The organism is Citrobacter sp. Cpo103 (assembly GCF_030332605.1).
Taxonomy (GTDB): Bacteria; Pseudomonadota; Gammaproteobacteria; order Enterobacterales; family Enterobacteriaceae; genus Citrobacter; species Citrobacter portucalensis.
In genome coordinates this window covers 232,032-254,488 of record NZ_JAOWHO010000029.1, presented here as the reverse complement: position 1 = coordinate 254,488, position 22,457 = coordinate 232,032, and the positions used below count along the sequence as shown (strand labels likewise).

Genomic DNA, 22,457 nt, shown 5'->3' with positions numbered 1-22,457 from the left:
CGGCCTACATCAGAGCAACGTAACGCAATCCCTTAGTTAGGGGTATACCCCATCACCACCCCGCTCAAACCAGAGATCTTCTGCAGCTCGCCCAGCGAGTTCTTCAGCTTATCTTTGGAGGCGTCAGGCCCTACGAGAATGCGGGTTATTTTACCCTGCACCGGCGTTGACGGGGAAGTATATACCCGGAAGCCCGCGCCACGAAGTTTACCCACGATCTCATTGACCTTATCCGCGTTTTTCAATGCACCGAGTTGTACAACGTACGCTTTGCCGGTTGGTGCTGGCGCTTCCTCAGCGGCCGGTTTCGGCGCTGGAGTCGGTGCCGGTGTTGGCGTCGGGGCGACGGTAACAGGCTGCGGCTTCGGTTTAGGTTTCGGTGGTTCCACAGGCGCAGGGACAGGATCTAACTCCGCGCTGTTTGCCGTCGTCAAACGTGATGGATCCAACGATGGCGCGGCAGCATCACCCGCACGCACCTCTTCTGCCGCCCCTTCCGGCGGCTGAGTCGGCAGCGCCTGCGTTGCTGCAGGCATCATGTCTGGTTCATCGCGATCGCCGGGTTTAGGCACCAGTGGGATCGCTGCAAATTCATCCTGATAATGCTTTTTCTGCCCGTCAAGCAGCCCGGGAAGCACAATTACCCCGAGCGCGACCAGCACAATTGTGCCGACTAATCGGTTCTGAAACTTACTCGCCACCGCTTCTCCCCACGTCTATTACTTCCATGACATGTGCGACAGTGTGAAACGATCCACACACCAACACGGTATCTTCTGGCTTCGCCTCAGCCAGTGCCGCAGTCCATGCCTGCGCCACGCTGTCATAGGCGCTGCCTTTGCCCAGGTGCTCCAGCAGCTGTTCTGCCGTTGCTCCACGCGGCCCTTCCAGGGGCGCACAGTACCAGTCGTCAACCACGCTTTTCAGCCAGGCCAACGTACCGGCAATATCTTTATCATGTAGCATACCGATAACCGCAAGTACACGCCCGCTTTTCACTAACTTTTTCAGACGTCCAGTCAGATACTCCGCCGCATGCGGGTTATGGGCAACATCAAAAATCACCCGCGGCGACTCGCTCACAATCTGGAAGCGCCCCGGTAAAATCGCTTGTTCGATACCGTCACGAATAGCCTGCTCGCTAACGTTAAGGCCGCTTGCGCGCAGTGCAGCCAGTGCGGTTGCAGCATTAGGTTGTGGCACCTGCGGCAACGGCAGGTGCGCCAGCGTTCCATGAGCATCAGTAAACGACCAGTCGTTCTCCGTGACCGCATAGCGCCAGTCCACACCGCAACGTTGCAAAACCGCCCCGCACTCCTGAGCGACATCCGCGATGGTGTAAGGCATTTCCGGTTCGCCGACGATGGCCGGTTTCTCTGCGCGGAAAATTCCCGCCTTCTCACGACCAATACTTTCGCGATCCGGGCCCAGCCAGTCAGTATGGTCAAGCGCAATACTGGTGACTACTGCGACATCGGCATCGACGATATTGGTGGCGTCAAGGCGGCCGCCTAACCCCACTTCCAGAATAACGACATCCAGCTGGGCCTGTTTAAACAGCCAGAGTGCCGATAACGTACCGTATTCAAAGTAGGTCAGGGAAATGTCACCCCGTGCGTCTTCAATCTCAGCAAACGAGGCGGTATGGGCTGATTCCGGCAGTTCACGCCCCTGCACGCGTACGCGTTCCGTGTAGCGCACCAGATGAGGCGAACTGTACACCCCAACTTTATAGCCTGCCGCAGTCAGCACAGATTCCAGCGTACGACAGGTTGTGCCTTTCCCATTGGTTCCTGCCACCGTATAAACAAATGGCGCAGGTTTCAACACACCCAGTTTACGCGCCACCTGACTGACGCGTTCAAGGCCCAGATCGATGGTTTTACTGTGCAGGTTTTCCAGATAAGAAAGCCACGACGCCAGGGGCGACGCGGCTTGAGGGATACGTTTATTGTCCATGATGCCTGTAGATTCTTTACGTTGAGAAAAGCAAAAGGGCAGCGCCAACCGGCCTGCCCTTTTTTACACGTTGTTTTCCACGTTGCAGATGCGTTGGCTGTACTCGCTCTCCCGAATCACTTACCGGTGTAAGCTCATCGGGATCAACGCTCTTCTCGCCTGCCTGCAACCCGAAACCCATAGCGTAAACTATCAGGCCTCTGGTTCCTGATCGGGAACCGGAGGTACCACTTCGCCTTCACGCGGCTCATCCGGATTCGGCGCAGGAAGATTCATCAGCTTCGCCAGGATGCTTGCCAGTTTCAGACGCATTTCCGGACGGCGAACGATCATATCGATAGCGCCTTTTTCAATCAGGAACTCGCTGCGCTGGAATCCCGGCGGCAGTTTCTCACGTACGGTTTGCTCGATAACACGCGGACCCGCGAAGCCGATCAATGCTTTCGGTTCTGCAATGTTGAGATCGCCCAGCATCGCGAAGCTTGCGGAAACACCACCCATTGTTGGGTCGGTCAGTACAGAAATATACGGTAAACCGCGTTCCTGCATTTTCGCCAGCGCAGCAGAGGTTTTCGCCATCTGCATCAGAGACATCAGCGCTTCCTGCATACGCGCCCCGCCAGAAGCAGAGAAGCAGATCAGCGGACAGTTGTCTTCCAGCGCCTGCTCAACGGCACGGACAAAACGCGCGCCGACCACAGAGCCCATGGAGCCGCCCATAAACGCGAACTCGAATGCCGCAGCAACGACCGGCATACCGTGAAGTGTGCCTTTCATCACCACCAGCGCATCTTTCTCGCCAGTTTCTTTCTGCGCAGAAGCCAGTCTGTCTTTGTATTTTTTGGAGTCACGAAACTTCAGCACGTCTTTCGGCTCAAGCTCGCTACCCAGTTCCACAAGAGAACCTTCATCTAACAGGCTATGCAGGCGATTGCGCGCCGACATGCGCATATGATGGTCACACTTCGGACAGACCTCAAGATTACGTTCCAGCTCAGCACGGTATAAAACCTGACCGCAGCTATCACACTTGGTCCACACCCCTTCAGGAATGCTTGCCTTGCGGGTGGGAGTAATGTTGCTTTTAATTCGTTCAATCCAGCTCATTGGTGACCTTTCTGCCTGAACCCTAGTCAGCTTTGTTATAAGGGGCGCATAATGCCATTTTTGCCCCTAACAGACCATGAATGTTGCACATTAAAACATAACAGCCCGAAACTTTGGATAAAAAAGTGGTCGAACCGCTGAGTTACTTTCTATTTTGCAGCCCGTGACGCAGCACGCTTATGGCGAATTACTTCAATCACCCCCGGCAATACGGAAAGGACGATAATCGCCACAATCAATAATTTCAGGTTTTCCTGGACGATCGGCAGATCGCCGAACAGGTAGCCTGCGTAGGTGAACAACAATACCCACAGCAGTGCACCGACGACGTTATACATCGCAAAGTGACGGTAGGACATATGTCCCATACCGGCAACAAACGGCGCAAATGTACGCACGATAGGCACGAAACGCGCCAGGATAATCGTCTTACCGCCATGACGCTCGTAGAACGCATGGGTTTTATCCAGGTAGCTGCGGCGGAAAATTTTGGAGTTCGGGTTACTGAAAAGTTTTTCCCCGAACAATCGACCAATCGTGTAGTTCACCGCATCGCCCACAATCGCCGCCACAATCATCAGTGCCACCATCAGATGAACATTGAGATCGTTGGTTGGCAGAGCAGAAAGCGCCCCCGCAACAAACAGCAGCGAGTCCCCAGGCAGGAAGGGTGTCACCACCAGCCCGGTTTCACAGAACAGGATCAGAAACAGAATGGCATATACCCAGATACCGTATTCCGCAACCAGCTCCGCCAGGTGCACATCAATGTGCAGGATAAAATCGATAAGAAAGTAAATCAGGTCCATAGTTTTGCCTTTATACGACTCAAATTAGTCCGCCAGAAATAGCGGGCCCATAGGCGGTTTTGGCAGGTCGAACCGGTCTGGGTAATCTACCGCAACCAGATACAGTCCTTCCGCTTTCGCCGTTGCCGCTGCCAGCGTTCTGTCCTTTGCCGCTAACAGTTCTGCTATCCAGCTCTCCGGCTGGTTGTTGGCGCCAACTTCCATCAGGCTGCCGACAATATTCCTGACCATATGATGTACAAAGGCATTCGCTTTAATATCCACCACCACATATGCACCGAAACGTTCGACGTTAATGTGCATCACGTTTCGCCACGGCGTGCGCGACTGACACTGCACCGCTCGAAACGAGGTAAAATCATTTTCGCCAATCAGACACTGGGCCGCACGATGCATTCGCTCAGCGTCCAGCGGTTCATAGTAATGGGTTACCCCTTTACCCAAAACCGCAGGGCGCAACCGATGATTGTAGATGATGTAGCGATAACGGCGAGCCGTGGCGCTAAATCGGGCATGAAAATCATCGGGTACAGCTTTAACCCAGCGCACAGCGATGTCACCAGGTAAATTCGCATTTACCCCCAGTGTCCAGGCCGCATCTTTACGCTGGGCAGTGGTTTCGAAATGCACGACCTGCCCAGTGCCATGAACGCCCGCATCCGTGCGTCCTGCACAAAAAACATTGATGCGCTCATTCGCCACCTGAGAGAGCGCTTTTTCCAGTTTTTCCTGAACGCTACGCACTTCGTTCTGGCGCTGCCAGCCATAATATTTGCTGCCGTCATACTCAATGCCCAGCGCAATTTTATGGGTTGACGGCTGTTGCTGGTCAGACATTAGTACAGGTACTCCTGCACCAGTTTTTCCGCAATTTTCACCGCCATTAACGCGCCGCCAAAGCGAACGTTGTCCGCCACAGACCAGAACTGAACTTGCTCTGGCATACCGTAATCATTATGCACGCAGCCAATAGAAAGGTGCGGCGTGCCCGATGCATCGCCAACCTGGGTCGGGAAATCGGTCTCTTCCGACAACACCACGTCTTCACCGCGTGAAAACGCATCGCGCGCTTCCTCCGCCGCCAACGGACGCAGGGCCTCAAAATTCACCATCTGCGCGTGGCCATAAAATACCGGGGACTGCACGATGCTGGCAGAGATGAGCAGGCCGTCATCCTGCATAATTTTGCGCACTTCATCAACGATACGACGTTCTTCACGCACGCTACCTTCACGATCGGGCAGCATCGGCAGCATGTTGAATGCCAACTGACGGCCAAAGAAATCATCTTCGTCAATCGGGATGCCATTAAGCAGTTTCGCACTCTGTCCTGCCAGCGCATCCACCGCTTTTTTGCCATGAGCGGAAGCTGAGATAATATTGGTCACCGTAATACGCGAAAGCCCACCGTCATCAATCAACGGTTTCAGCGCAGACAGCAGTTGGCTGGTCAGACTGTTAGGCACCGCAATCACATTGCGGTTACGGTAATCCGCCAGCACGAACGGATTAACGTCCGGAACCACCAGCGGAACGTCAGGCTCGAGCGCGAACAGACCGCTGCTGTCAATCACCAGACAACCCGCATTAGTGGCTTCTTCTACCCATGCGGCGGTGGCTTCAGCGCCCGCAACAAAAAATGCCAACTGTGCCTGCGTCCAGTCAAAGTCTGCAACGTCCTGCACTATGACCGATTTACCGTTAAAACGCAGATGCTCACCGGCGCTTTCATTACGCGCCAGCGCATAAATTTCACCGACCGGGAACTGGCGTTCAGCCAGCGTATCGAGCAGGGCTTCGCCTACGGCGCCCGTTGCGCCCAGAATGGCAATATTCCAGCCTTCAGACATGGTGATTTACTCCAAGAAATACGTAAGCGTCCCTGTCGCATTATTCGACAGGGAGCATTAAGAAGACATTAATGTGCCGGATGATGAACCGCGTTAAAACCCAGCTTACACAATAAGGCAGCAGCCGTTGCGTCGTCACACATCACATATAAAGACGACCATTCACGACGCTCAAGGTAATTTTTACGCAGTTTATCAAACTCACCCGGAATTCCAGCGACTTTACGCAACGGCGCATCATCGCGGCGCACATCATACACTAAATGCACGAGCCTTTTCAGCGTTGGCTGATCTAACGGGCCATGCAGGGTAATACGACCAAATTCCGGTGCGGGTAACAGGGTACTGAGCGCAACGTGCTGCTCGTGACCAATAAACTTACTATAGGCCTCAAAGACCTGCGTGGTACCACGCGCTTTTCCTTCGAGGGTATACCCGGCAATGTGCGCCGTACCGATATCGGCTTTCTCCAGCAACGCCACATTGAGATCCGGCTCTCCTTCCCAGACATCCAGCACAACGCTCAGCGACTGACCGGCATTCAATCGGTTCAGCAATGCCGTATTGTCGATGACCGGCCCACGGCAGGCGTTGATCAGAATAGTGCCCGGCTTCAACCGGCTAATCAGCGCGTCATCCGCCATATGCAGCGTTTTGTTCGGCCCATCTTTAAACAGCGGGGTATGGAAAGTCAGCACATCGGCTTGCTCAACCAGTTCATCCAGCGAGCAGAAATTGCCTTCGTCACCGCGATCGGCTCGCGGTGGATCGCACAGCAGCGTGCGGATCCCCAGCGCTTCCAGACGCGCCTGCAAACGCCCGCCCACGTTGCCTACACCCACAATGCCTACGGTGCGATCGCGTAATGCAAACCCGTCGCGCTCCGCCAGCATCAGCAACGCCGAAAAAACATATTCTACGACCGCTATTGCGTTACAACCGGGTGCGGCGGAAAAACCTATCCCCGCCTGAGCAAGCCAGGCGTCATCCACATGGTCTGTGCCAGCGGTTGCCGTACCGACAAATTTAACCAGTTTTCCGCCAAGCAGTGATTCATTTACTTTCGTCACCGAGCGCACCATTAAAGCATCCGCATCATCCAGTTCAGCAACGGGAATCGGACGGCCGGGAACCGCTTTGACTTCCCCCAAACGACTGAACAGTTCGCGGGCATAGGGCATATTTTCATCAACGAGGATTTTCACGTCTTTCGCACCTGTTTGAGAACGAGAGTTAACCGGGCAAGTGTGCCATAATCTCGCCGCCAGGCATACTGCGAGACCTGGTCAGCACAGATTTAAGGAACAGAGATGATGCAGCCCATTTCAGGTACGCCCGCACGCCCTCCCGGCGAAGGCCAAAATGCCCCTTCCGCTGCGGGTGAACAACCGTTATCCACGCAACAACGTACTGTGCTGGAACGGCTTATTACCCGTTTGATTTCACTCACCCAGCAGCAAAGTGCTGAGGTGTGGGCCGGAATGAAGCACGATCTGGGCGTCAAAAGTGATACGCCGCTGCAGTCACGTCACTTTCCAGCCGCTGAGCAAAACCTGAATCAACGGCTGGGGGTTGCTCAGCAAAATCATGTGAATCGTCAGGTGCTTTCGCAGCTCACTGAATTACTGAGTCAGGGAAATAACCGCCAGGCAGTCAGTGATTTTATCCGTCAGCAGTATGGGCAAACGGCGCTCAGCCAGCTCACGCCTGAGCAGCTGAAGAACGTGCTCACACTGCTGCAGCAAGGGCAGCTTTCGATACCGCAGCCGCAGCAGCGCCCGGCTACCGATCGCCCGTTGCTGCCCGCAGAGCACAATACGCTGAACCAGTTAGTTACCAAACTGGCGGCGGCCACGGGAGAATCCGGGAAGATGATCTGGCAGTCGATGCTGGAGTTGTCTGGCGTAAAAAGCGGTGAGCTGATCCCTGCCAAACAGTTTACGCACCTGGTCACCTGGCTGCAGGCGCGCCAGACGCTCAGCTTGCAAAGCGCCCCGACGCTACAAACGCTCCAGGCGGCGCTGAAGCTGCCATTAGAGCCGAATGAGCTGACAGCAATAAAAGAGTACGCACAGCAGACGTATCAGATCCAACCACAATCGATTCTGACCACGGTGCAGGTGCAGGACTTGCTCAATCAAATTTTCCTGCGCCGCGTGGAACGAGAACGCGAGCTCAGCGATCCGCGCCATCTGCAGCCCATTTACAGCCCGTTCGCGCCGATGATTGAAACGGTTAAATCTCTGTCGGCACGACCGGGACTGCTGTTTGTTGCGTTGATAATTGCGTTAGCCATTTTCTGGCTGGTCGCCTAACCTTTACGCAGCGTAAGTAACGTTACAATAATCCCCACCACGGCAGATATCGCCCCGGCAAGGAACACTGAGGGATAACCGTACGCGGTGGCCAGCACCCCGGCGACCGGACCGCTTATGCCGTAGGAGATATCCTGAAACGCGGCGTAACCGCCCAGCGCCGTACCGCGAACCTGCGCAGGCACTCGCTTCACCACTTCGACGCCCAAGGCCGGGAAGATAAGCGAACACCCGGCCCCGGTTAATGCCGCCCCGAGCAGCGCAATCCAGGCCGATGGGGCCTGCCACAGCAGAATCAGCCCTGCGGTTTCCACCAGCAAAGAGACAACGGCAACCTTCACGCCGCCGAACCGGTCCGGCATCCAGCCAAACAGAATGCGCATCAGCACAAACGCCCCACCAAACGCAGTCAGGGTGAACCCCGCCATCGTCCAGCCGTTGCTGACAAAATAGAGTGAAATAAACGTACCGATCACCGCAAAGCCAACGCCCTGCAGCGCCAGGCCCAGGCCCGGTTTCCAGATAAGCCCTACCACGCTCCATAACGAAGGACGTTCTCCTGCATGCGCAGGCACTTTGCGTACAGTGCCGTTGAATGCCCATGCCAGCAGCGGTAATACCATCGTCGTCCCGGCCAGCGCTGCAAAGCCAAAGTGGCTGTGGATCAACAGGCCCAACGGTGCACCGGCGGCCAGCGCGCCGTAAATCGCCATTCCGTTCCACGACATCACCTTACCGGAGCGTGTTGGGCCGACCAACCCCAACCCCCAGGTCAACGTTCCAGTGAGCAGCTGGCTTTCACCAAAACCGAGGATCAAACGCCCGACGATTAACAACGCAAATTTTACAGGGACAGAAACTGGCAATAGCGCGGCTAAAAGCCACGCCGCGCCCGCCAGCCCACAGGCAAACATCCCCTGTAGCGCCGAGCGTTTAGCACCATATTGATCGGCTAAGCGCCCGGCGTAGCCGCGCGTTAATACCGTTGCCAGAAACTGTACGCCTACGGCGATACCGACCATGGTATTGCCATAGCCCAGTTCCTGATGCACAAACAGAGGAATCACGGGCAAAGGTAGGCCGACCGTCATATAGGTCAGGAAAACCGCAAAAGCGATACGAAACAGCGAAAAGTTCGCCGAAGGTGTTTTTTCTTGTTGGGTTACAGCTGTCATGCGTTACTCCAAAATGCAGAGTAAGGCGAGGAATGTCCACGCCCCCTCTACCTGACTATCAGGATTAAGGTGCGTTGGATAACGTTAAACGCTTACGCATTATCAAGAGGATAATGTTGAAGCTGGAGTCTGCCTGTAAACCAGATCGATTGTCAACGATATAAAAAAGGGAGCCTGACGGCTCCCTTTACTGTACAGCATGAGCCGGATATAAGATCCGGCACACTGTCTTATGCTTTCAGCTTACGCATAACCAGAGTTGCGTTAGTGCCGCCAAAGCCGAAGCTGTTGGACATCACGGTAGTCAGCGCCTGCTCGGTCGGTTTGGTCACGATGTTCAGACCTGCCGCCTGCTCATCCAGCTCTTCAATGTTGATGCTCGGCGCGATAAAGCCGTGTTCCAGCATCAGCAGAGAGTAGATAGCTTCCTGCACACCAGCCGCCCCCAGAGAGTGACCGGTCATGGCTTTAGTCGCAGAGATGGCCGGGCTGTTATCACCAAACACTTCACGGATTGCACCCAGCTCTTTCACGTCGCCTACCGGAGTAGAGGTACCGTGAGAGTTCAGGTAGTCGATCGGGGTGTCTACGCCGTGCATCGCCATCTGCATGCAACGTACTGCGCCTTCGCCAGACGGAGCAACCATGTCTGCGCCATCGGACGTTGCGCCGTAACCGACGATTTCCGCGTAGATATGCGCGCCACGTGCCAGCGCATGCTCCAGCTCTTCGACCACGACCATACCGCCACCACCAGCGATAACGAAACCGTCACGGTGTGCGTCATAGGTACGGGAAGCTTTGGATGGATCGTCGTTGTATTTAGTAGACAGCGCGCCCATTGCGTCGAATTCACACGCCATTTCCCAGCACAGCTCTTCGCCGCCGCCAGCAAAAACGATATCCTGTTTGCCCAGCTGAATTTGTTCTACCGCGTTACCGATACAGTGCGCAGATGTCGCACAGGCAGAGCTGATGGAGTAGTTTACGCCGTGGATTTTGAACGGTGTTGCGAGGCAGGCAGAAACGCCGGACGCCATCGCTTTGGTGACCACATACGGGCCAACCGCTTTCAGACCACGCGGGCTACGCATTGCGTCAGCACCGAACACCTGAAAACGCGGGGAGCCGCCGCCGGAACCTGCAATCAGGCCAACGCGCGGGTTGTTCTGGTAATCTTCTGCTGCAAGGCCGGCATCAGCCACTGCCTGTTCCATAGAAAGGAATGCATAGATGGATGCGTCGCTCATAAAGCGCACTACTTTGCGGTCAATGAGGCCAGTGGTATCCAGTTTTACGTTGCCCCAAACGTGGCTACGCATGCCGGAGTCCTTCAGCTCCTGAGAGAAAGTGATCCCTGAACGTCCTTCACGCAGAGATGCCAGGACTTCCTGCTGGTTATTACCGATGCTGGAAACGATGCCCAAGCCAGTAATCACTGCACGTTTCATTCAATACCTCTGTAAGTCGCACTATTTTAAAGTTTCGAGTGGCACAATAGCGTACACTTGTACGCCGAACAAGTCCGATCAGCCATTTAGTGTGGAAATTTGCGCAGCCAGGCACTCATCGCTAAGATCGGGGCACAGCCTGCCAGACGAGTAACTTACGTGAAACAATACGCTATACAACCTGCAAACCTTGAATTCAACGCTGAGGGTACACCTGTTTCCCGAGATTTTGACGATGTCTATTTTTCCAATGATAACGGGCTGGAAGAGACACGTTACGTCTTTCTCGGCGGGAATCATCTCGCCCAGCGATTCCCTGCGCATTCACGGCCCCTCTTCGTGGTGGCAGAAAGCGGGTTTGGCACCGGACTTAACTTCCTGACACTCTGGCAGGCATTTACCGATTTTCGCGATACCCATCCCGAAGCTACCCTGGAAAGATTACATTTCATCAGCTTTGAAAAATATCCACTGACGCGCGAAGATTTAACCTTAGCCCATCAGCACTGGCAAGAACTTGCCCCGTGGGCCACGGCGCTGCAAGAGCAATGGCCGCTGCCGCTGGCGGGTTGCCATCGCCTGCTCCTTGATGAAGGACGTATCACGCTGGATCTGTGGTTTGGCGATATTAACGAACTGACCAGTAAGCTCGATGACTCCCTGAATCAAAAAGTGGATGCCTGGTTTCTGGACGGTTTCGCGCCTGCAAAAAATCCGGATATGTGGACGCCAACGCTGTTTAACGCAATGGCCCGTCTGGCTCGTCCCGGCGGTACGCTGGCAACCTTCACCTCAGCGGGCTTTGTGCGTCGGGGATTGCAGGAAGCCGGATTTACGATGCAAAAATGCAAAGGCTTTGGTCGCAAACGCGAAATGCTCTGTGGCGTAATGGAACAGACGCTGACGCTCCCCTCCTCGGCGCCGTGGTTTGCACGTACCGGAACAGATAAACGCGAAGCCGCCATTATTGGCGGGGGGATTGCCAGCGCATTGCTGTCGTTGGCGTTACTGCGTCGCGGTTGGCAGGTCACTCTCTATTGCGCCGATGATAACCCAGCCGGGGGTGCATCCGGCAATCGCCAGGGCGCGCTTTATCCGCTACTCAGCAAGCATGACGCGGCCATTAATCTCTTTTTCCCCACCGCGTTTACCTTCGCTCGTCGACTGTATGACGCCCTCCCCGTTGAGTTCGCGCATGACTGGTGCGGTGTGACACAACTGGCGTGGGATGAAAAAAGCCAGCAAAAAATCGACCAAATGCTGTCCCTTGAATTGCCTGATGCGCTCGCCATCAGCGTTAACGCAGAGCAGGTTTTACAAACGACCGGCGTAGAAACCGGATGCGGCGGCATTCAGTACCCTGCCGGAGGATGGCTGTGTCCGGCACAGTTAACCGCCGCCGTATTCGACTACGCCGCAACGCTGGGATTACGCACCCGGTATCAACATACGCTGGCCTCGCTGTCTCGGCAGACAGAACACTGGCAATTGACGTTTGCCAGTGGCGACACTGCCACTCACGCTGCTGTAGTTATGGCTAACGGACATCGCATTAACGGCGTTGAGCAAACGCAGTCGCTTCCGGTGTACTCCGTAGGCGGTCAGGTGAGTCACATTCCTACCACGCCTTCGCTTTCAGCGCTGCGTCAGGTGCTGTGCTATGACGGCTACCTCACGCCACACAACCCGCAAAACCAGCAGCACTGCATTGGCGCCAGCTATCATCGCGGAAGTGAAGAAACGGTGTATCGCGCGGACGATCAGCAGCAAAACCGTCAGCGCTTAATAGATTGTTTCCCGAATGCCTCGTGGGCAAAAGAAGTAGACATTAGTGGCAATGCCGCCCGTTGTGGAGTGCGCTGCGCCACGCGCGATCACATGCCGATGGTCGGCAACATCGCGGATTATGACGCCACGCTCAGCCAGTATGCCACTCTTGCCGAAGACAAAGTGCACGCCGTAAACGCCCCGGTGTATTCCGATTTATTTATGTTAGGTGCGCTGGGCTCGCGCGGGCTGTGTACTGCCCCGCTGTGTGCAGAAATTCTTGCATCGCAAATGAGCAATGAACCCATACCAATGGATGCCAACACGCTGGCAGCGCTGAATCCGAATCGTCTGTGGGTAAGGAAGTTATTGAAGGGTAAAGCGGTGAAATAAGATACCATCTCGCCATTGCCTGATGGCGCTACGCTTATCCGGCCTACAACTCCCGTCCGCGTAGGCCGGATAAGACGCCTTCGCGTCGCCATCCGGCACAATCCACTGCAATTATTATTGCGTTGCCTTCTGGAACAGTGTGTCCCACATCTCTTTCACTAACGCCTGGTCACGCGGCGAGAGTTCGCCTGCGCTGATGGCTTTTTCCAGGCTGCTGGTCACATTGGCGTACAATGCCTCAGCGGAATGGTCCTCGCCAGCATCCAGCTCAGCCACAGCCAGCGTCAGGTGCCCACGCAAATAGCCACTGGCAAACAACTCATCATCGCTGGCGTGCTCTACCATATCGTCGATTAATGCCAGAATGCGTGATTCAAACTCCGCGATCATCTTATTTCCTCATTGTAAACGTGGCAGCGACTTCAGTTGAGCGCTTCGGGCCACGGGAATTGTTCCGCCGTAAGTTCAGGCGTGTGATAATAATTCTGTAACGCGTTAATGAAACGCGCCGGACGTTCAGGGATCCCTTTTTCCAGGTACTCCATCACCTGAGCATGAACACGGCGCTGGAATACCACGCGATCCGGTTCAAAGTCCCCCTCCAGATTGTCGCAACTGACGTTAAACGGGTAGCCCGCCGCCATGCAAAACAACCAGTCAAACGCCTGCGGCTTCACTTCCACATCTTCAAACTGGCATTGTGTCTTCGCGTCGCGTCCGTCCGGGCAGTACCAGTAACCGAAATCGACCAGTTCACGACGGGCTTTACCGGCGATGCACCAGTGTGAAATTTCGTGTAACGCACTGGCGTAATAACCATGCGCAAAAACGATACGGTGATACGGTAATTCCGCATCCGCTGGAAGATAGATCGGTTCGTCGTCGCCTTTAATCAGACGGGTATTAAATTCATCGGCAAAGCAGCCGTTAAAAATCTCAATTAACTGTTCGTAGTGATGCGTATTATTCATTAGTTCATCCCCAGCCAGTGGAGAATCTCCTGTCCATGATTATCATAAAGTAGCTTGGCGCTCATCACGGCGGAGACAATAACGATCATTGGCCGAATAAGTTTTTGTCCTTTGCTGAGTACCAGTCGAGAGCCCATCCGTGCGCCAATAAACTGGCCAATGAGCATCACAAAACCTGTCGCCCAAATCACTTTGCCGCCGAGAGCAAACAGCAACAACCCACCGATATTCGATGTGGCATTTAATACTTTGGCGTGGGCCGTCGATTTCGCCAGGTTGTATCCGCACAGCATGACAAAAGCCAGCGCGTAGAACGACCCCGCCGCCGGACCAAAAAAGCCATCGTAAAAGCCGACGCAGCCTCCGGCCACCAGCGCGAAAGGCAAACCGTGCAGTCGGCGCTGTCGGTCCTCTTCCCCGATTTTAGGCATCAACAGAAAGTAAAGGCCAATACAGATAACCAATACTGGCAGGATCTGGCGCAGAACATCTGACTGCACGTGTTGAACCAACAGCGCGCCACTCATTGAGCCGATAAAGGTCATGAAGATATTGAGCTTCTGATCCGCCAGATTAACCACACCCCGACGAATAAAATAGAGGGAGGAAGAGATAGATCCCCCGCAGGCTTGCAGCTTATTGGTCGCCAGCGCTTGCGCAGGTGGCATCCCGGCCGCCATCAATGCCGGGATGGTGAGTAGACCACCGCCTCCGGCCAGAGAATCAATAAAACCTGCCAGCATCGCCACAAAAAAAAGCACACCTAACAGCAGTGGCGACACCATAAACAGAGAGGCAAAATGATCCATTAGAGTACATGCTCGTCCAGTAGCGCCTGGCAGGAAGGCGGCAACGGCGGCGGTGTCTTCTTCTCAGGCTTGGTGGTTCCAGGTTTTGGAGGTTCGAACCAGCTTTGCAGCTCTGCGCCACAGCCGTCACCCGGTGGCGGTAACGGTTGATCTTCACACTCAAGGCTGTCGGCAGGGCAACGTAACCGCACGTGCATATGCGCACGATGCTGGAACCACGGCCGCACTTTACGCAACCAGTCCCTGTCGGTCCCTGCATCCAGACAAAGTTGTTGCTTAATCGCCGGATTCACGAAAATACGCGTTACTTCATTATCTTTTGCAGCCAGCCTGATCAGGCTGAAAATCTCCGGTTTCCACAGTGACGGCACAACACGTTTGCCATCCTGTGAGACCAGATCTAACGCCTGCGGCCGCAGCAGTTGCGACTGGGTCCAGCGCGTTTTCGGCAGTTGCAGGAAAATATCCACATCCAATCCCGTCTGGTGGCTGGCGTGACCGCCATTGAATCGCCCACCGGCCGGCATACCCATATCGCCGATTAACACCGTGCCCAGCCCCTGACTATTGGCCTGATTACTCAGACGCTGGATAAACCTCACCAGATCCGGATGGCCAAAGTAACGACGCTGATCGGTGCGCATCACCTGATAGTGTTCTGACTGGACAGGCAGCGTATCTGCGCCAACAATACAGCCATTGGAAAACGCGCCGATAGACTGCGCGCTGCCCGCAACCGGATGGGTAATTTTCTGCCAGGGCGTCGCCGCCAGACAGGCGGTACTGGCAAACAGAGCCAGCGCCGCAAGTGCCGTTTTTTTCATCTCTTACCAGCGTGGAATATCGGTCTTCACGTCCGCATTTTGCGCCCGCTGACGCAGCAGGTGATCCATCAATACGATCGCCAGCATCGCCTCGGCGATCGGTACGGCGCGGATCCCTACGCACGGATCGTGGCGACCTTTAGTGATCATTTCAACTTCTTCTCCAAAGCGGTTAATAGTGCGCCCAGGAACGGTAATACTGGATGTCGGTTTCAGCGCCATATGAGCAATGATTTGTTGCCCGCTGCTGATCCCGCCCAGAATGCCGCCCGCATGGTTACTCTGGAAACCTTCTTTGGTGATTTCGTCACGGTTCTGACTGCCGCGCAGCGCAACAACGTCAAATCCATCGCCAATCTCAACGCCCTTAACGGCGTTAATGCTCATCAGCGCATGGGCGATGTCGGCATCCAGGCGGTCGAATACAGGTTCGCCGAGACCCGCAGGTACACCGCGTGCAACAACGGTCACCTTAGCTCCGATGGAGTCACCTTCTTTCTTCAGCCCGCGCATCAGTTCGTCCAGCGCTTCGAGTTTATCCGGGTCCGGGCAAAAGAACGGGTTAAGTTCCACCTGGGACCAGTCTTTAATCTCCAGCGGAATATCACCCATCTGCGTCAGGCAGCCGCGGATCTCAACGCCGAATTTTTCCGCCAGATATTTTTTGGCAATCGCTCCGGCCGCCACGCGCATCGCTGTTTCACGTGCGGATGAACGTCCGCCGCCACGGTAGTCGCGCAGGCCATATTTTTGCTCATAGGTATAGTCGGCGTGTCCCGGACGAAAAACGTCCTTAATCGCGCCGTAATCCTGTGAACGCTGATCGGTATTTTCGATCAGCAGGCCAATGCTGGTGCCAGTGGTAACGCCCTCGAACACCCCGGAGAGGATTTTCACCTGATCCGGCTCACGACGCTGCGTAGTGTAGCGCGATGTGCCCGGACGGCGTCTGTCGAGATCGTGCTGCAGGTCAGCTTCTGTCAGAGAAATGCCCGGCGGAACACCATCGACAATACAACCGAGCGCCAGCCCGTGTGATTCGCCGAAAGTGGTTACGCGAAAGAGTTGCCCAATTGTGTTTCCTGCCATCACGGCTCCGTTATGCGTGTTGTGTATGTGCGCGTGTAATTAGTCTTTATAAATGCTGAAGTGCTCGCGAGCAGCAACTAACTGCTCTTTGGTCAGCATGAATACGCCGTCACCGCCGTTGTCAAACTCCAGCCAAGTGAACGGTACATCCGGATATTGCTCCATCAGATGTACCATGCTGTTTCCGACTTCACAAATCAGAATACCGTTATCTGACAGGTAGTCCGGGGCGTTCCCCAGAATGCGGCGGGTAAGTTTCAGCCCATCGCTGCCGGACGCCAGACCCAGCTCAGGTTCGTGACGATATTCGTTTGGTAGATCGGACATATCTTCCGCATCGACATACGGCGGGTTGGTCACAATCAAGTCATACTGGACTTTCAGCAGATCGCGGAACAGATCGGAACGGATCGGCGTGACATGATGGATCAGACCGTGTTCTTCAATATTGTGTTCAGTCACCGCCAGCGCGTCAGTGGAAATATCCACCGCATCGACTTCGGCTTCCGGGAAGGCATAGGCGCAGGCAATGGCAATACAGCCGCTGCCGGTACACATATCGAGGATATGCTGCGGTTGCTCATTAATAAGGCCCGCAAAGCGGTTATTGATAAGCTCGCCAATCGGTGAACGTGGAACCAGCACGCGTTCATCAACATAAAATTCATGCCCGCAGAACCAGGCTTTGTTGGTCAGATAAGCAACCGGAATGCGCTCGTTGACGCGGCGAATCACGCGTTCAACAATACGATGACGCTCGCTGGAGGTCAGACGCGCGGTACGCATATCTTCTGGAATATCCAACGGCAAATAAAGTGACGGCAGCACCAGTTGTACGGCCTCGTCCCATGGGTTATCCGTGCCATGGCCATACCAGATGTTCGCCGCGCTAAAACGGCTGACCGCCCAACGCAACATGTCCTGAATGGTATGCAGTTCACTCACTGCTTCATCGACGAAAATTTTATCCACGTATTCCTCCAGGGCATGCTCGTATTAATTTCGGCGGCTAGTTTGCCACGAAGACGGCGATAAATCAGCATTCACACGGGGCCTGAACGCGAAAATTGCGTTTTAAGCGATCGGATGCCCGCCGAGTCGGGTTAAACTAACGGAAAATAAAAGTTGAGACTCTCGAATGAAAAAGAAAACATCGCTCAGCGAGGAGGATCAGACGCTGTTTCGCCAGCTGATGACCGGCACGCGTAAAATTAAACAGGACACCATTGTTCACCGACCTCCACGTAAAAAAATTGCCGAGGTTCCGGTTAAAAGGCTGCTACAGGAGCAGGCTGATGCCAGCCACTATTTCTCGGATGAGTTTCAGCCGCTGCTGAATACGGACGGCCCGGTAAGATACCTGCGCGCCGACGTCAGCTATTTCGAACTGAAGAAAATGCGCCGTGGCGATTACTCTCCGGAGCTGTTTCTCGATCTGCATGGGCTGACCCAGCAACAGGCCAAACAAGAGTTAGGCGCGCTGATTGCCGCCTGTCGCCGTGAGCATGTGTTTTGCGCCTGCGTGATGCATGGCCACGGAAAACATATTCTGAAACAGCAGACGCCGCTCTGGCTGGCCCAGCATCCGCACGTAATGGCCTTTCATCAGGCACCGAAGGAGTACGGTGGCGACGCCGCGCTGCTGGTGCTGATTGAAGTGGAAGAGTGGCTACCGCCCGAACTTCCGTGATGCAGAAAGACAAAAAGAGCCGCATTTGCGGCTCTTTGATTTTCCGGGTGGCTGCTGCGCCTTATCCGGCCTGTTTAAATCGCTTTTGCCATTTTCAGGTTACACGGGCTCATTTGCCAGTTAAAAGTACCCTTCCCGCTCTCATCAAGCGTAACGCTGGCAATCGCTGATGTGGTAAACATCGGCGGTGTTTCACCTGGGCAAAGCTCAGACACCAGATATCCCACTAAAGGCAAGTGAGAGATAACCAGTGCGGTGGCGATACCTTCATTGGCCAGAGCCTGTAAATAGGCGCTGACCAGACCGACATCGCCGCAGGGAGTCAGCTCCGGCAAAACATCCACACCGGTTGGCAGGTTCATACACTCCCCCACCACATCCAGCGTTTGTTCGGCTCGTAGGAACGGGCTCACCAGAACACGTTCGATATCCACTTTTTGACCTTTCAGCCAGTTCGCCATCAGGCGAGATTCGTCACAACCACAGGAGGTTAAGGGACGAACCGAATCACTGGCGGCATCGAGGGCCGCGTCGCCGTGACGCATGATAAAAACTTGCATATTGCACCGCTTTTGTTAACCAGAATCACCACTACCTTTATTCACAGCCCCTATTGGCTGTGGTAACGATATGGTGGCCGGCATTGTGCCTTATCCATTCACCGAATGAAACGCTGTTTTTTACCTCAACGGCGTAAGTATAGTCAATCTCTGTTTACATTTTGAGCGCGACCCATACATTCAGTGCGGATTCATCCTACCTTTGACCTCATGAATTCAGGTCAGTTTCCCCAATATTCCAGAATCTTTCACTGCGTTCCGCCATCTGCAATAACTGCTCACACGGTGTAAACCGCGAGCCGTACTGCGTGGTCAGCCGTTGCAGAACCGCAACCACTTCACCCGCGCCGAGAGAATCCATATACCGGAACGGGCCGCCGAGGAATGGCGGAAAACCAATACCAAATACAGCGCCGATGTCGCCATCACGTGCGCTGCGGACTATCTTCTCGTCGAAACAACGGGCTGCTTCATTGAGCATTAACATAACGCACCGCTCTGCTACCTGCGCGGCGGAAAGTCGGCCCTGACCCTGGACGCCAATAAGCGTATAAATTGCAGGGTCGACCTGTTTTTTGCTTTTACGCCCTTTCGCACCATAAAGATAGAAACCCCGACCATTTTTTCTACCTTTGCGATCGTCATTCAAAATTGAAGCAACAACATTTGCAGGCGCGCTAAAACGTTCTCCATATGCAGCCTCAAGCACTGGTATAATTTTAGTGCCCGTATCAATTCCAACCTCATCCAAAAGTTGGATTGGCCCAACTGGAAAACCAAACTTAACCAGCGCGGCGTCTATGGTTTCGACCCGCTCGCCTTCGGTCAACATACGAATCGCTTCGTTAATATAAGGCGCTAAAATGCGGTTAACGTAAAAGCCGGCCTTATCTCTGACCACTATCGGCGTTTTACCCTGTTTTTTCGCTAACTTAACGGTAGTTGCAATTGTCTGCTCAGAGGTCGTGGCATGCGGGATCACTTCGACCAACGGCATTTTTTCCACCGGACTAAAAAAGTGTAAACCAATCACTTGTTCGGGCCTTGCAGCGTTCGCAGCAATATCGCTAATGGGCAAAGATGAGGTGTTAGAAGCAAAAATGGTATGAGGCGCGCAATTTTGCTCAACTTCTGCCACCATCCTTTGTTTTAGCGACAGATCTTCAAACACGGCTTCAATAATTAGATCGCGATGCGCAAAGCCACGGTAGTCGATCGTTCCCGAAATCAACGCCAGTTGTTTATCGCGTTCGCTGGCTTTGATATGACGGCGGCGAACCTTCGTTTCAAGCTGATCCCAGCTGTACTTCAGCGCGTGGTTGATTCCCTTAGCGTTTATATCTTTGATGCGCACAGGCAAGCCGCCTTTACAGGCCGTCACGTAGGCAATACCACCGCCCATCAGACCGCCGCCCAAAATACCTACGCTGTTTAGCGGGCCAGGTTTCGCATCACTTCCGGGATCTTTTTTCACATCGGTGTTGGCAAAAAAGATGTGCCGTAACGCCTGAGACTGGGATGTCATCGCCAGCTCACCAAACGCACTGGCCTCAGCGTCGTAACCGCTACTGCTGCCTTGCGCTAGCCCGGTTTCGATGACCTCAAGGATACGTTCTGTTGCAGGGTAGTTACCTTGCGTTTTTTGCACCGTCTTTTTACTGGCCATGCGGAACAACAGCGCCCGCCCCAGCGGCCCCGCCAACACTCGCTCTCTCACGGGCAGTGTTCGATGCGCAGAACTGTCCTTTTTAGCCAGTTCTACGGCCGCTTCCAGCAAAATGGAATGCGGTACAACTTCATCCACTAAACCAACTTTCAGCGCCTGTTTTGCGCGTAATTGTTTTCCGGTGAGGATCATATCCAGTGCGGTACTGACGCCAATCAGGCGCGGCAGCCGCTGCGTACCACCGGAGCCGGGCAACAAGCCAAGTTGTACTTCCGGTAAACCCAGAACGGTTTTAACATCATCGGTACAAATACGGTTGTGGCACGCCAGTGCCATCTCCAGGCCACCGCCAAGGCATGCGCCATGAATCGCGGCGATAACCGGGATCGGCAAGGCATTAATTTCCGCCATCATCTGCTGCCCCTGACGGGCCAGCGTTTCGGCTTCCTGCGCGCTACGACAACTACCAATCATGTTGATATCCGCCCCGGCAATGAAGTTATCGGGTTTAGCCGAAATAAACACCACGCCGCGCAATGCTTTGTTATCGCGGATTTGTTTCAGAATGGCCCGTACCTGAGAAGCAAACTCCGCTTTCAGGGTGTTCATTTTCTCTCCGGGCACATCAATGGTGACAACAGCAACGTTATCCAGACGTACGTTTAGTGTAAAAGCCGATGCCATTTCCATTATTCCGCCTCCAGAACCATGGCTGCACCCAAACCACCAGCTGCACAGGCGGTCACTAAACCAAAACCACCGCCACGACGTCGTAACTCATGTAGGGTTTGAGTGATCATGCGCGCACCGGTAGCGGCGAAGGGGTGTCCATAGGCAATCGATCCACCCAGCACGTTAAATTTACTGTCATCAACTTCGCCAGTGGCATGTGCCCTGCCCAGCACGTCGCGGGCAAAACGTTCGCTACCCAACAACTGAAGATTCGCCAGCGTTTGTGCGGCAAAAGCTTCATGCATGTCGATCAGGGTTAAATCTGCCATCGTCAGACCCGCTCTCTCCAGGGCTAGCGGCGTTGACCACGCTGGTCCCAGCAGCATGTCCTGCCAGACATCGATGGCGGTAAAAGCAAAACTACGCAGGTATCCCAGCGGCACCAGCCCCAACTCTTTCGCACGCGACTCCGTCATCATGATCACGGCGGCTGCGCCGTCCGTTAGCGGGGTACTGTTTGCTGCGGTGACAGTGCCGTGCTTGCAGTCAAACGCCGGACGTAGTTTGGCGTAATCGGCCAGCGTAGAGTTACCGCGAATATTGTTATCTTCTGAAAAAGGATCTTTAAACGGTGGCGCGTAGGTAGTCATTACCTCATCTGCCAGCTTTCCTTCAGCCCACGCCTGAGCGGCACGCTGATGAGAGCGGTGCGCCAGAGCATCCTGCTGTTCTCGGGTAATACCATAGGTTTTGGCCATTTGCTCAGCCGTATCCCCCATCCGCAAACCAGTGGAATACTCGGCGACGGCTGGCGGCACAGGCATCAGGTCACGTAAACGCAGTCGGGAAAAGAGTTTAAGGCGTTGACCGGTTGTCCGGGCCTTATTGACATCCACCAGCACCCGCGCCAGCTTTTTACTAACGCCAATAGGCAAGACTGACGATGAGTCCGCACCACCCGCAATTCCCGCACGAATAGACCCCGCCATCAGGCTTTCCGCGACATTCGCCACTGCCTGAAAACTGGTCGCGCAGGCTCGGCTTACGCTATAGGCATCCGTATGCACATTCATGCCGGTTCCCAGCACGATTTCACGAGCAATATTTGGCGCTTCAGGCATTTGCACCACCTGACCAAAAACCAGTTGCTCAATCACATCAGCAGGTATTTCGCTGCGCGCCAGCAGCTCACCGACGACCATTTTTCCTAAATCAACGGCGGGAATGCCATGAAACGCGGTAGCCTGACGAGCAAATGGCGTACGCAATCCACTTACAATGGCAATACGGTCGCCTTGGCGGGTAACCAGCGGTAAAGCCTGACTCATAACACTCCCCTGTAAAAAAATA

21 protein-coding genes are annotated in these 22,457 nt (G+C 54.4%); 3 read left to right on the top strand and 18 right to left on the bottom strand.

Annotated elements, in window-relative coordinates; translation table 11 throughout:
• Positions 1-32: 32 nt before the first annotated feature.
• The 7 genes from dedD to pdxB all read right to left on the bottom strand — a co-directional run bounded on the left by dedD (position 33) and on the right by pdxB (position 6,930).
• Entirely contained in the window at positions 33-701 is a 669-nt protein-coding gene (gene dedD, locus OGX89_RS09945) for a cell division protein DedD (RefSeq protein ID WP_125112636.1), read from the bottom strand.
• A complete protein-coding gene (gene folC, locus OGX89_RS09940; protein WP_125112637.1) occupies positions 691-1,959 on the bottom strand; it encodes a bifunctional tetrahydrofolate synthase/dihydrofolate synthase in 1,269 nt (422 codons plus the stop codon). The genes dedD and folC overlap by 11 nt, the downstream gene beginning before the upstream one ends.
• Before the next feature lie 192 nt (positions 1,960-2,151).
• Complete coding sequence (accD, locus tag OGX89_RS09935; RefSeq protein ID WP_003834797.1) at positions 2,152-3,066, bottom strand: acetyl-CoA carboxylase, carboxyltransferase subunit beta; 915 nt, start codon at positions 3,064-3,066, stop codon at positions 2,152-2,154.
• A gap of 149 nt (positions 3,067-3,215) precedes the next feature.
• Positions 3,216-3,875 carry a DedA family protein gene (locus OGX89_RS09930; protein ID WP_003028140.1) on the bottom strand — a complete coding sequence of 220 codons (660 nt, stop codon included), beginning with the start codon at positions 3,873-3,875 and terminating at the stop codon, positions 3,216-3,218.
• A gap of 24 nt (positions 3,876-3,899) precedes the next feature.
• Complete coding sequence (gene truA, locus OGX89_RS09925) at positions 3,900-4,712, bottom strand: tRNA pseudouridine(38-40) synthase TruA (RefSeq protein WP_003028142.1); 813 nt, start codon at positions 4,710-4,712, stop codon at positions 3,900-3,902.
• Positions 4,712-5,725 carry an aspartate-semialdehyde dehydrogenase gene (locus tag OGX89_RS09920; protein ID WP_063940568.1) on the bottom strand — a complete coding sequence of 338 codons (1,014 nt, stop codon included), beginning with the start codon at positions 5,723-5,725 and terminating at the stop codon, positions 4,712-4,714. Before OGX89_RS09920 ends, truA begins: the two co-directional genes overlap by 1 nt.
• Before the next feature lie 68 nt (positions 5,726-5,793).
• A complete protein-coding gene (gene pdxB / locus OGX89_RS09915; protein ID WP_125112638.1) occupies positions 5,794-6,930 on the bottom strand; it encodes a 4-phosphoerythronate dehydrogenase PdxB in 1,137 nt (378 codons plus the stop codon).
• Between the two features lie 108 nt (positions 6,931-7,038).
• Between pdxB and flk the strand changes: the two genes are divergently transcribed.
• The gene (flk, locus tag OGX89_RS09910) at positions 7,039-8,040 is read left to right on the top strand and encodes a flagella biosynthesis regulator Flk (RefSeq protein ID WP_123267793.1); all 1,002 of its coding nucleotides are present in this window, start codon (positions 7,039-7,041) and stop codon (positions 8,038-8,040) included.
• On the opposite strand, the gene OGX89_RS09905 is transcribed toward flk, so the two are convergent.
• On the bottom strand, positions 8,037-9,215 hold the full coding sequence (locus OGX89_RS09905; protein WP_003834805.1) for an MFS transporter: 1,179 nt from the start codon (positions 9,213-9,215) through the stop codon (positions 8,037-8,039). The two genes, flk and OGX89_RS09905, sit on opposite strands and share 4 nt — an antisense overlap.
• Positions 9,216-9,445: 230 nt before the next feature.
• Positions 9,446-10,666, bottom strand: a complete 1,221-nt coding sequence (gene fabB / locus OGX89_RS09900) for a beta-ketoacyl-ACP synthase I (protein ID WP_046670107.1) — start codon at positions 10,664-10,666, stop codon at positions 9,446-9,448.
• A gap of 159 nt (positions 10,667-10,825) precedes the next feature.
• Here fabB and mnmC point away from each other — a divergent pair, with 159 nt between their 5' ends.
• Positions 10,826-12,826, top strand: a complete 2,001-nt coding sequence (gene mnmC, locus OGX89_RS09895) for a bifunctional tRNA (5-methylaminomethyl-2-thiouridine)(34)-methyltransferase MnmC2/FAD-dependent 5-carboxymethylaminomethyl-2-thiouridine(34) oxidoreductase MnmC1 (protein ID WP_003834817.1) — start codon at positions 10,826-10,828, stop codon at positions 12,824-12,826.
• Between the two features lie 114 nt (positions 12,827-12,940).
• Here mnmC and OGX89_RS09890 read toward each other — a convergent pair whose 3' ends face one another.
• The 6 genes from OGX89_RS09890 to prmB are packed head-to-tail and all read right to left on the bottom strand — an operon-like array spanning position 12,941 to position 17,491.
• Positions 12,941-13,216: a YfcL family protein gene (locus tag OGX89_RS09890; RefSeq protein WP_003028163.1), complete on the bottom strand. Its 276-nt coding sequence runs from the start codon at positions 13,214-13,216 to the stop codon at positions 12,941-12,943.
• A gap of 32 nt (positions 13,217-13,248) precedes the next feature.
• On the bottom strand, positions 13,249-13,797 hold the full coding sequence (locus OGX89_RS09885; RefSeq protein ID WP_003834819.1) for an elongation factor P hydroxylase: 549 nt from the start codon (positions 13,795-13,797) through the stop codon (positions 13,249-13,251).
• Positions 13,797-14,606: a sulfite exporter TauE/SafE family protein gene (locus tag OGX89_RS09880; RefSeq protein ID WP_003834821.1), complete on the bottom strand. Its 810-nt coding sequence runs from the start codon at positions 14,604-14,606 to the stop codon at positions 13,797-13,799. The genes OGX89_RS09885 and OGX89_RS09880 overlap by 1 nt, the downstream gene beginning before the upstream one ends.
• Positions 14,606-15,430, bottom strand: coding sequence for a penicillin-insensitive murein endopeptidase (mepA, locus tag OGX89_RS09875; protein ID WP_003834823.1), 825 nt, complete (start codon positions 15,428-15,430; stop codon positions 14,606-14,608). Before mepA ends, OGX89_RS09880 begins: the two co-directional genes overlap by 1 nt.
• Before the next feature lie 3 nt (positions 15,431-15,433).
• Positions 15,434-16,519: a chorismate synthase gene (aroC, locus tag OGX89_RS09870; protein WP_003834825.1), complete on the bottom strand. Its 1,086-nt coding sequence runs from the start codon at positions 16,517-16,519 to the stop codon at positions 15,434-15,436.
• A gap of 39 nt (positions 16,520-16,558) precedes the next feature.
• The gene (gene prmB / locus OGX89_RS09865) at positions 16,559-17,491 is read right to left on the bottom strand and encodes a 50S ribosomal protein L3 N(5)-glutamine methyltransferase (protein WP_003834827.1); all 933 of its coding nucleotides are present in this window, start codon (positions 17,489-17,491) and stop codon (positions 16,559-16,561) included.
• Between the two features lie 166 nt (positions 17,492-17,657).
• Here prmB and smrB point away from each other — a divergent pair, with 166 nt between their 5' ends.
• Positions 17,658-18,209, top strand: a complete 552-nt coding sequence (gene smrB / locus OGX89_RS09860) for an endonuclease SmrB (protein WP_125112641.1) — start codon at positions 17,658-17,660, stop codon at positions 18,207-18,209.
• A 74-nt stretch (positions 18,210-18,283) separates the two neighbouring features.
• Here the strand turns inward: smrB and sixA are convergent, their stop codons facing one another.
• The 3 genes from sixA to fadI all read right to left on the bottom strand — a co-directional run bounded on the left by sixA (position 18,284) and on the right by fadI (position 22,435).
• Positions 18,284-18,769 (bottom strand): phosphohistidine phosphatase SixA, encoded by a 486-nt coding sequence (gene sixA, locus OGX89_RS09855; protein WP_003028179.1) that lies wholly within the window; start codon positions 18,767-18,769, stop codon positions 18,284-18,286.
• 208 nt (positions 18,770-18,977) lie between these two features.
• Positions 18,978-21,125: a fatty acid oxidation complex subunit alpha FadJ gene (fadJ, locus tag OGX89_RS09850; RefSeq protein WP_003834835.1), complete on the bottom strand. Its 2,148-nt coding sequence runs from the start codon at positions 21,123-21,125 to the stop codon at positions 18,978-18,980.
• On the bottom strand, positions 21,125-22,435 hold the full coding sequence (gene fadI / locus OGX89_RS09845; RefSeq protein ID WP_125112642.1) for an acetyl-CoA C-acyltransferase FadI: 1,311 nt from the start codon (positions 22,433-22,435) through the stop codon (positions 21,125-21,127). Before fadI ends, fadJ begins: the two co-directional genes overlap by 1 nt.
• Between the last annotated feature and the right edge of the window lie 22 nt (positions 22,436-22,457).

What these genes read in the sequence shown, in the direction of transcription:
- folC (WP_125112637.1), bottom strand. Translation starts at nt 1,959, where the DNA reads ATGGACAATAAACGTATCCCTCAAGCCGCGTCGCCCCTGGCGTCGTGG.
- accD (WP_003834797.1), bottom strand. Translation starts at nt 3,066, where the DNA reads ATGAGCTGGATTGAACGAATTAAAAGCAACATTACTCCCACCCGCAAG.
- OGX89_RS09930 (WP_003028140.1), bottom strand. Translation starts at nt 3,875, where the DNA reads ATGGACCTGATTTACTTTCTTATCGATTTTATCCTGCACATTGATGTG.
- truA (WP_003028142.1), bottom strand. Translation starts at nt 4,712, where the DNA reads ATGTCTGACCAGCAACAGCCGTCAACCCATAAAATTGCGCTGGGCATT.
- OGX89_RS09920 (WP_063940568.1), bottom strand. Translation starts at nt 5,725, where the DNA reads ATGTCTGAAGGCTGGAATATTGCCATTCTGGGCGCAACGGGCGCCGTA.
- flk (WP_123267793.1), top strand. Translation starts at nt 7,039, where the DNA reads ATGCAGCCCATTTCAGGTACGCCCGCACGCCCTCCCGGCGAAGGCCAA.
- OGX89_RS09905 (WP_003834805.1), bottom strand. Translation starts at nt 9,215, where the DNA reads ATGACAGCTGTAACCCAACAAGAAAAAACACCTTCGGCGAACTTTTCG.
- fabB (WP_046670107.1), bottom strand. Translation starts at nt 10,666, where the DNA reads ATGAAACGTGCAGTGATTACTGGCTTGGGCATCGTTTCCAGCATCGGT.
- OGX89_RS09890 (WP_003028163.1), bottom strand. Translation starts at nt 13,216, where the DNA reads ATGATCGCGGAGTTTGAATCACGCATTCTGGCATTAATCGACGATATG.
- OGX89_RS09885 (WP_003834819.1), bottom strand. Translation starts at nt 13,797, where the DNA reads ATGAATAATACGCATCACTACGAACAGTTAATTGAGATTTTTAACGGC.
- OGX89_RS09880 (WP_003834821.1), bottom strand. Translation starts at nt 14,606, where the DNA reads ATGGATCATTTTGCCTCTCTGTTTATGGTGTCGCCACTGCTGTTAGGT.
- mepA (WP_003834823.1), bottom strand. Translation starts at nt 15,430, where the DNA reads ATGAAAAAAACGGCACTTGCGGCGCTGGCTCTGTTTGCCAGTACCGCC.
- aroC (WP_003834825.1), bottom strand. Translation starts at nt 16,519, where the DNA reads ATGGCAGGAAACACAATTGGGCAACTCTTTCGCGTAACCACTTTCGGC.
- smrB (WP_125112641.1), top strand. Translation starts at nt 17,658, where the DNA reads ATGAAAAAGAAAACATCGCTCAGCGAGGAGGATCAGACGCTGTTTCGC.
- sixA (WP_003028179.1), bottom strand. Translation starts at nt 18,769, where the DNA reads ATGCAAGTTTTTATCATGCGTCACGGCGACGCGGCCCTCGATGCCGCC.
- fadJ (WP_003834835.1), bottom strand. Translation starts at nt 21,125, where the DNA reads ATGGAAATGGCATCGGCTTTTACACTAAACGTACGTCTGGATAACGTT.
- fadI (WP_125112642.1), bottom strand. Translation starts at nt 22,435, where the DNA reads ATGAGTCAGGCTTTACCGCTGGTTACCCGCCAAGGCGACCGTATTGCC.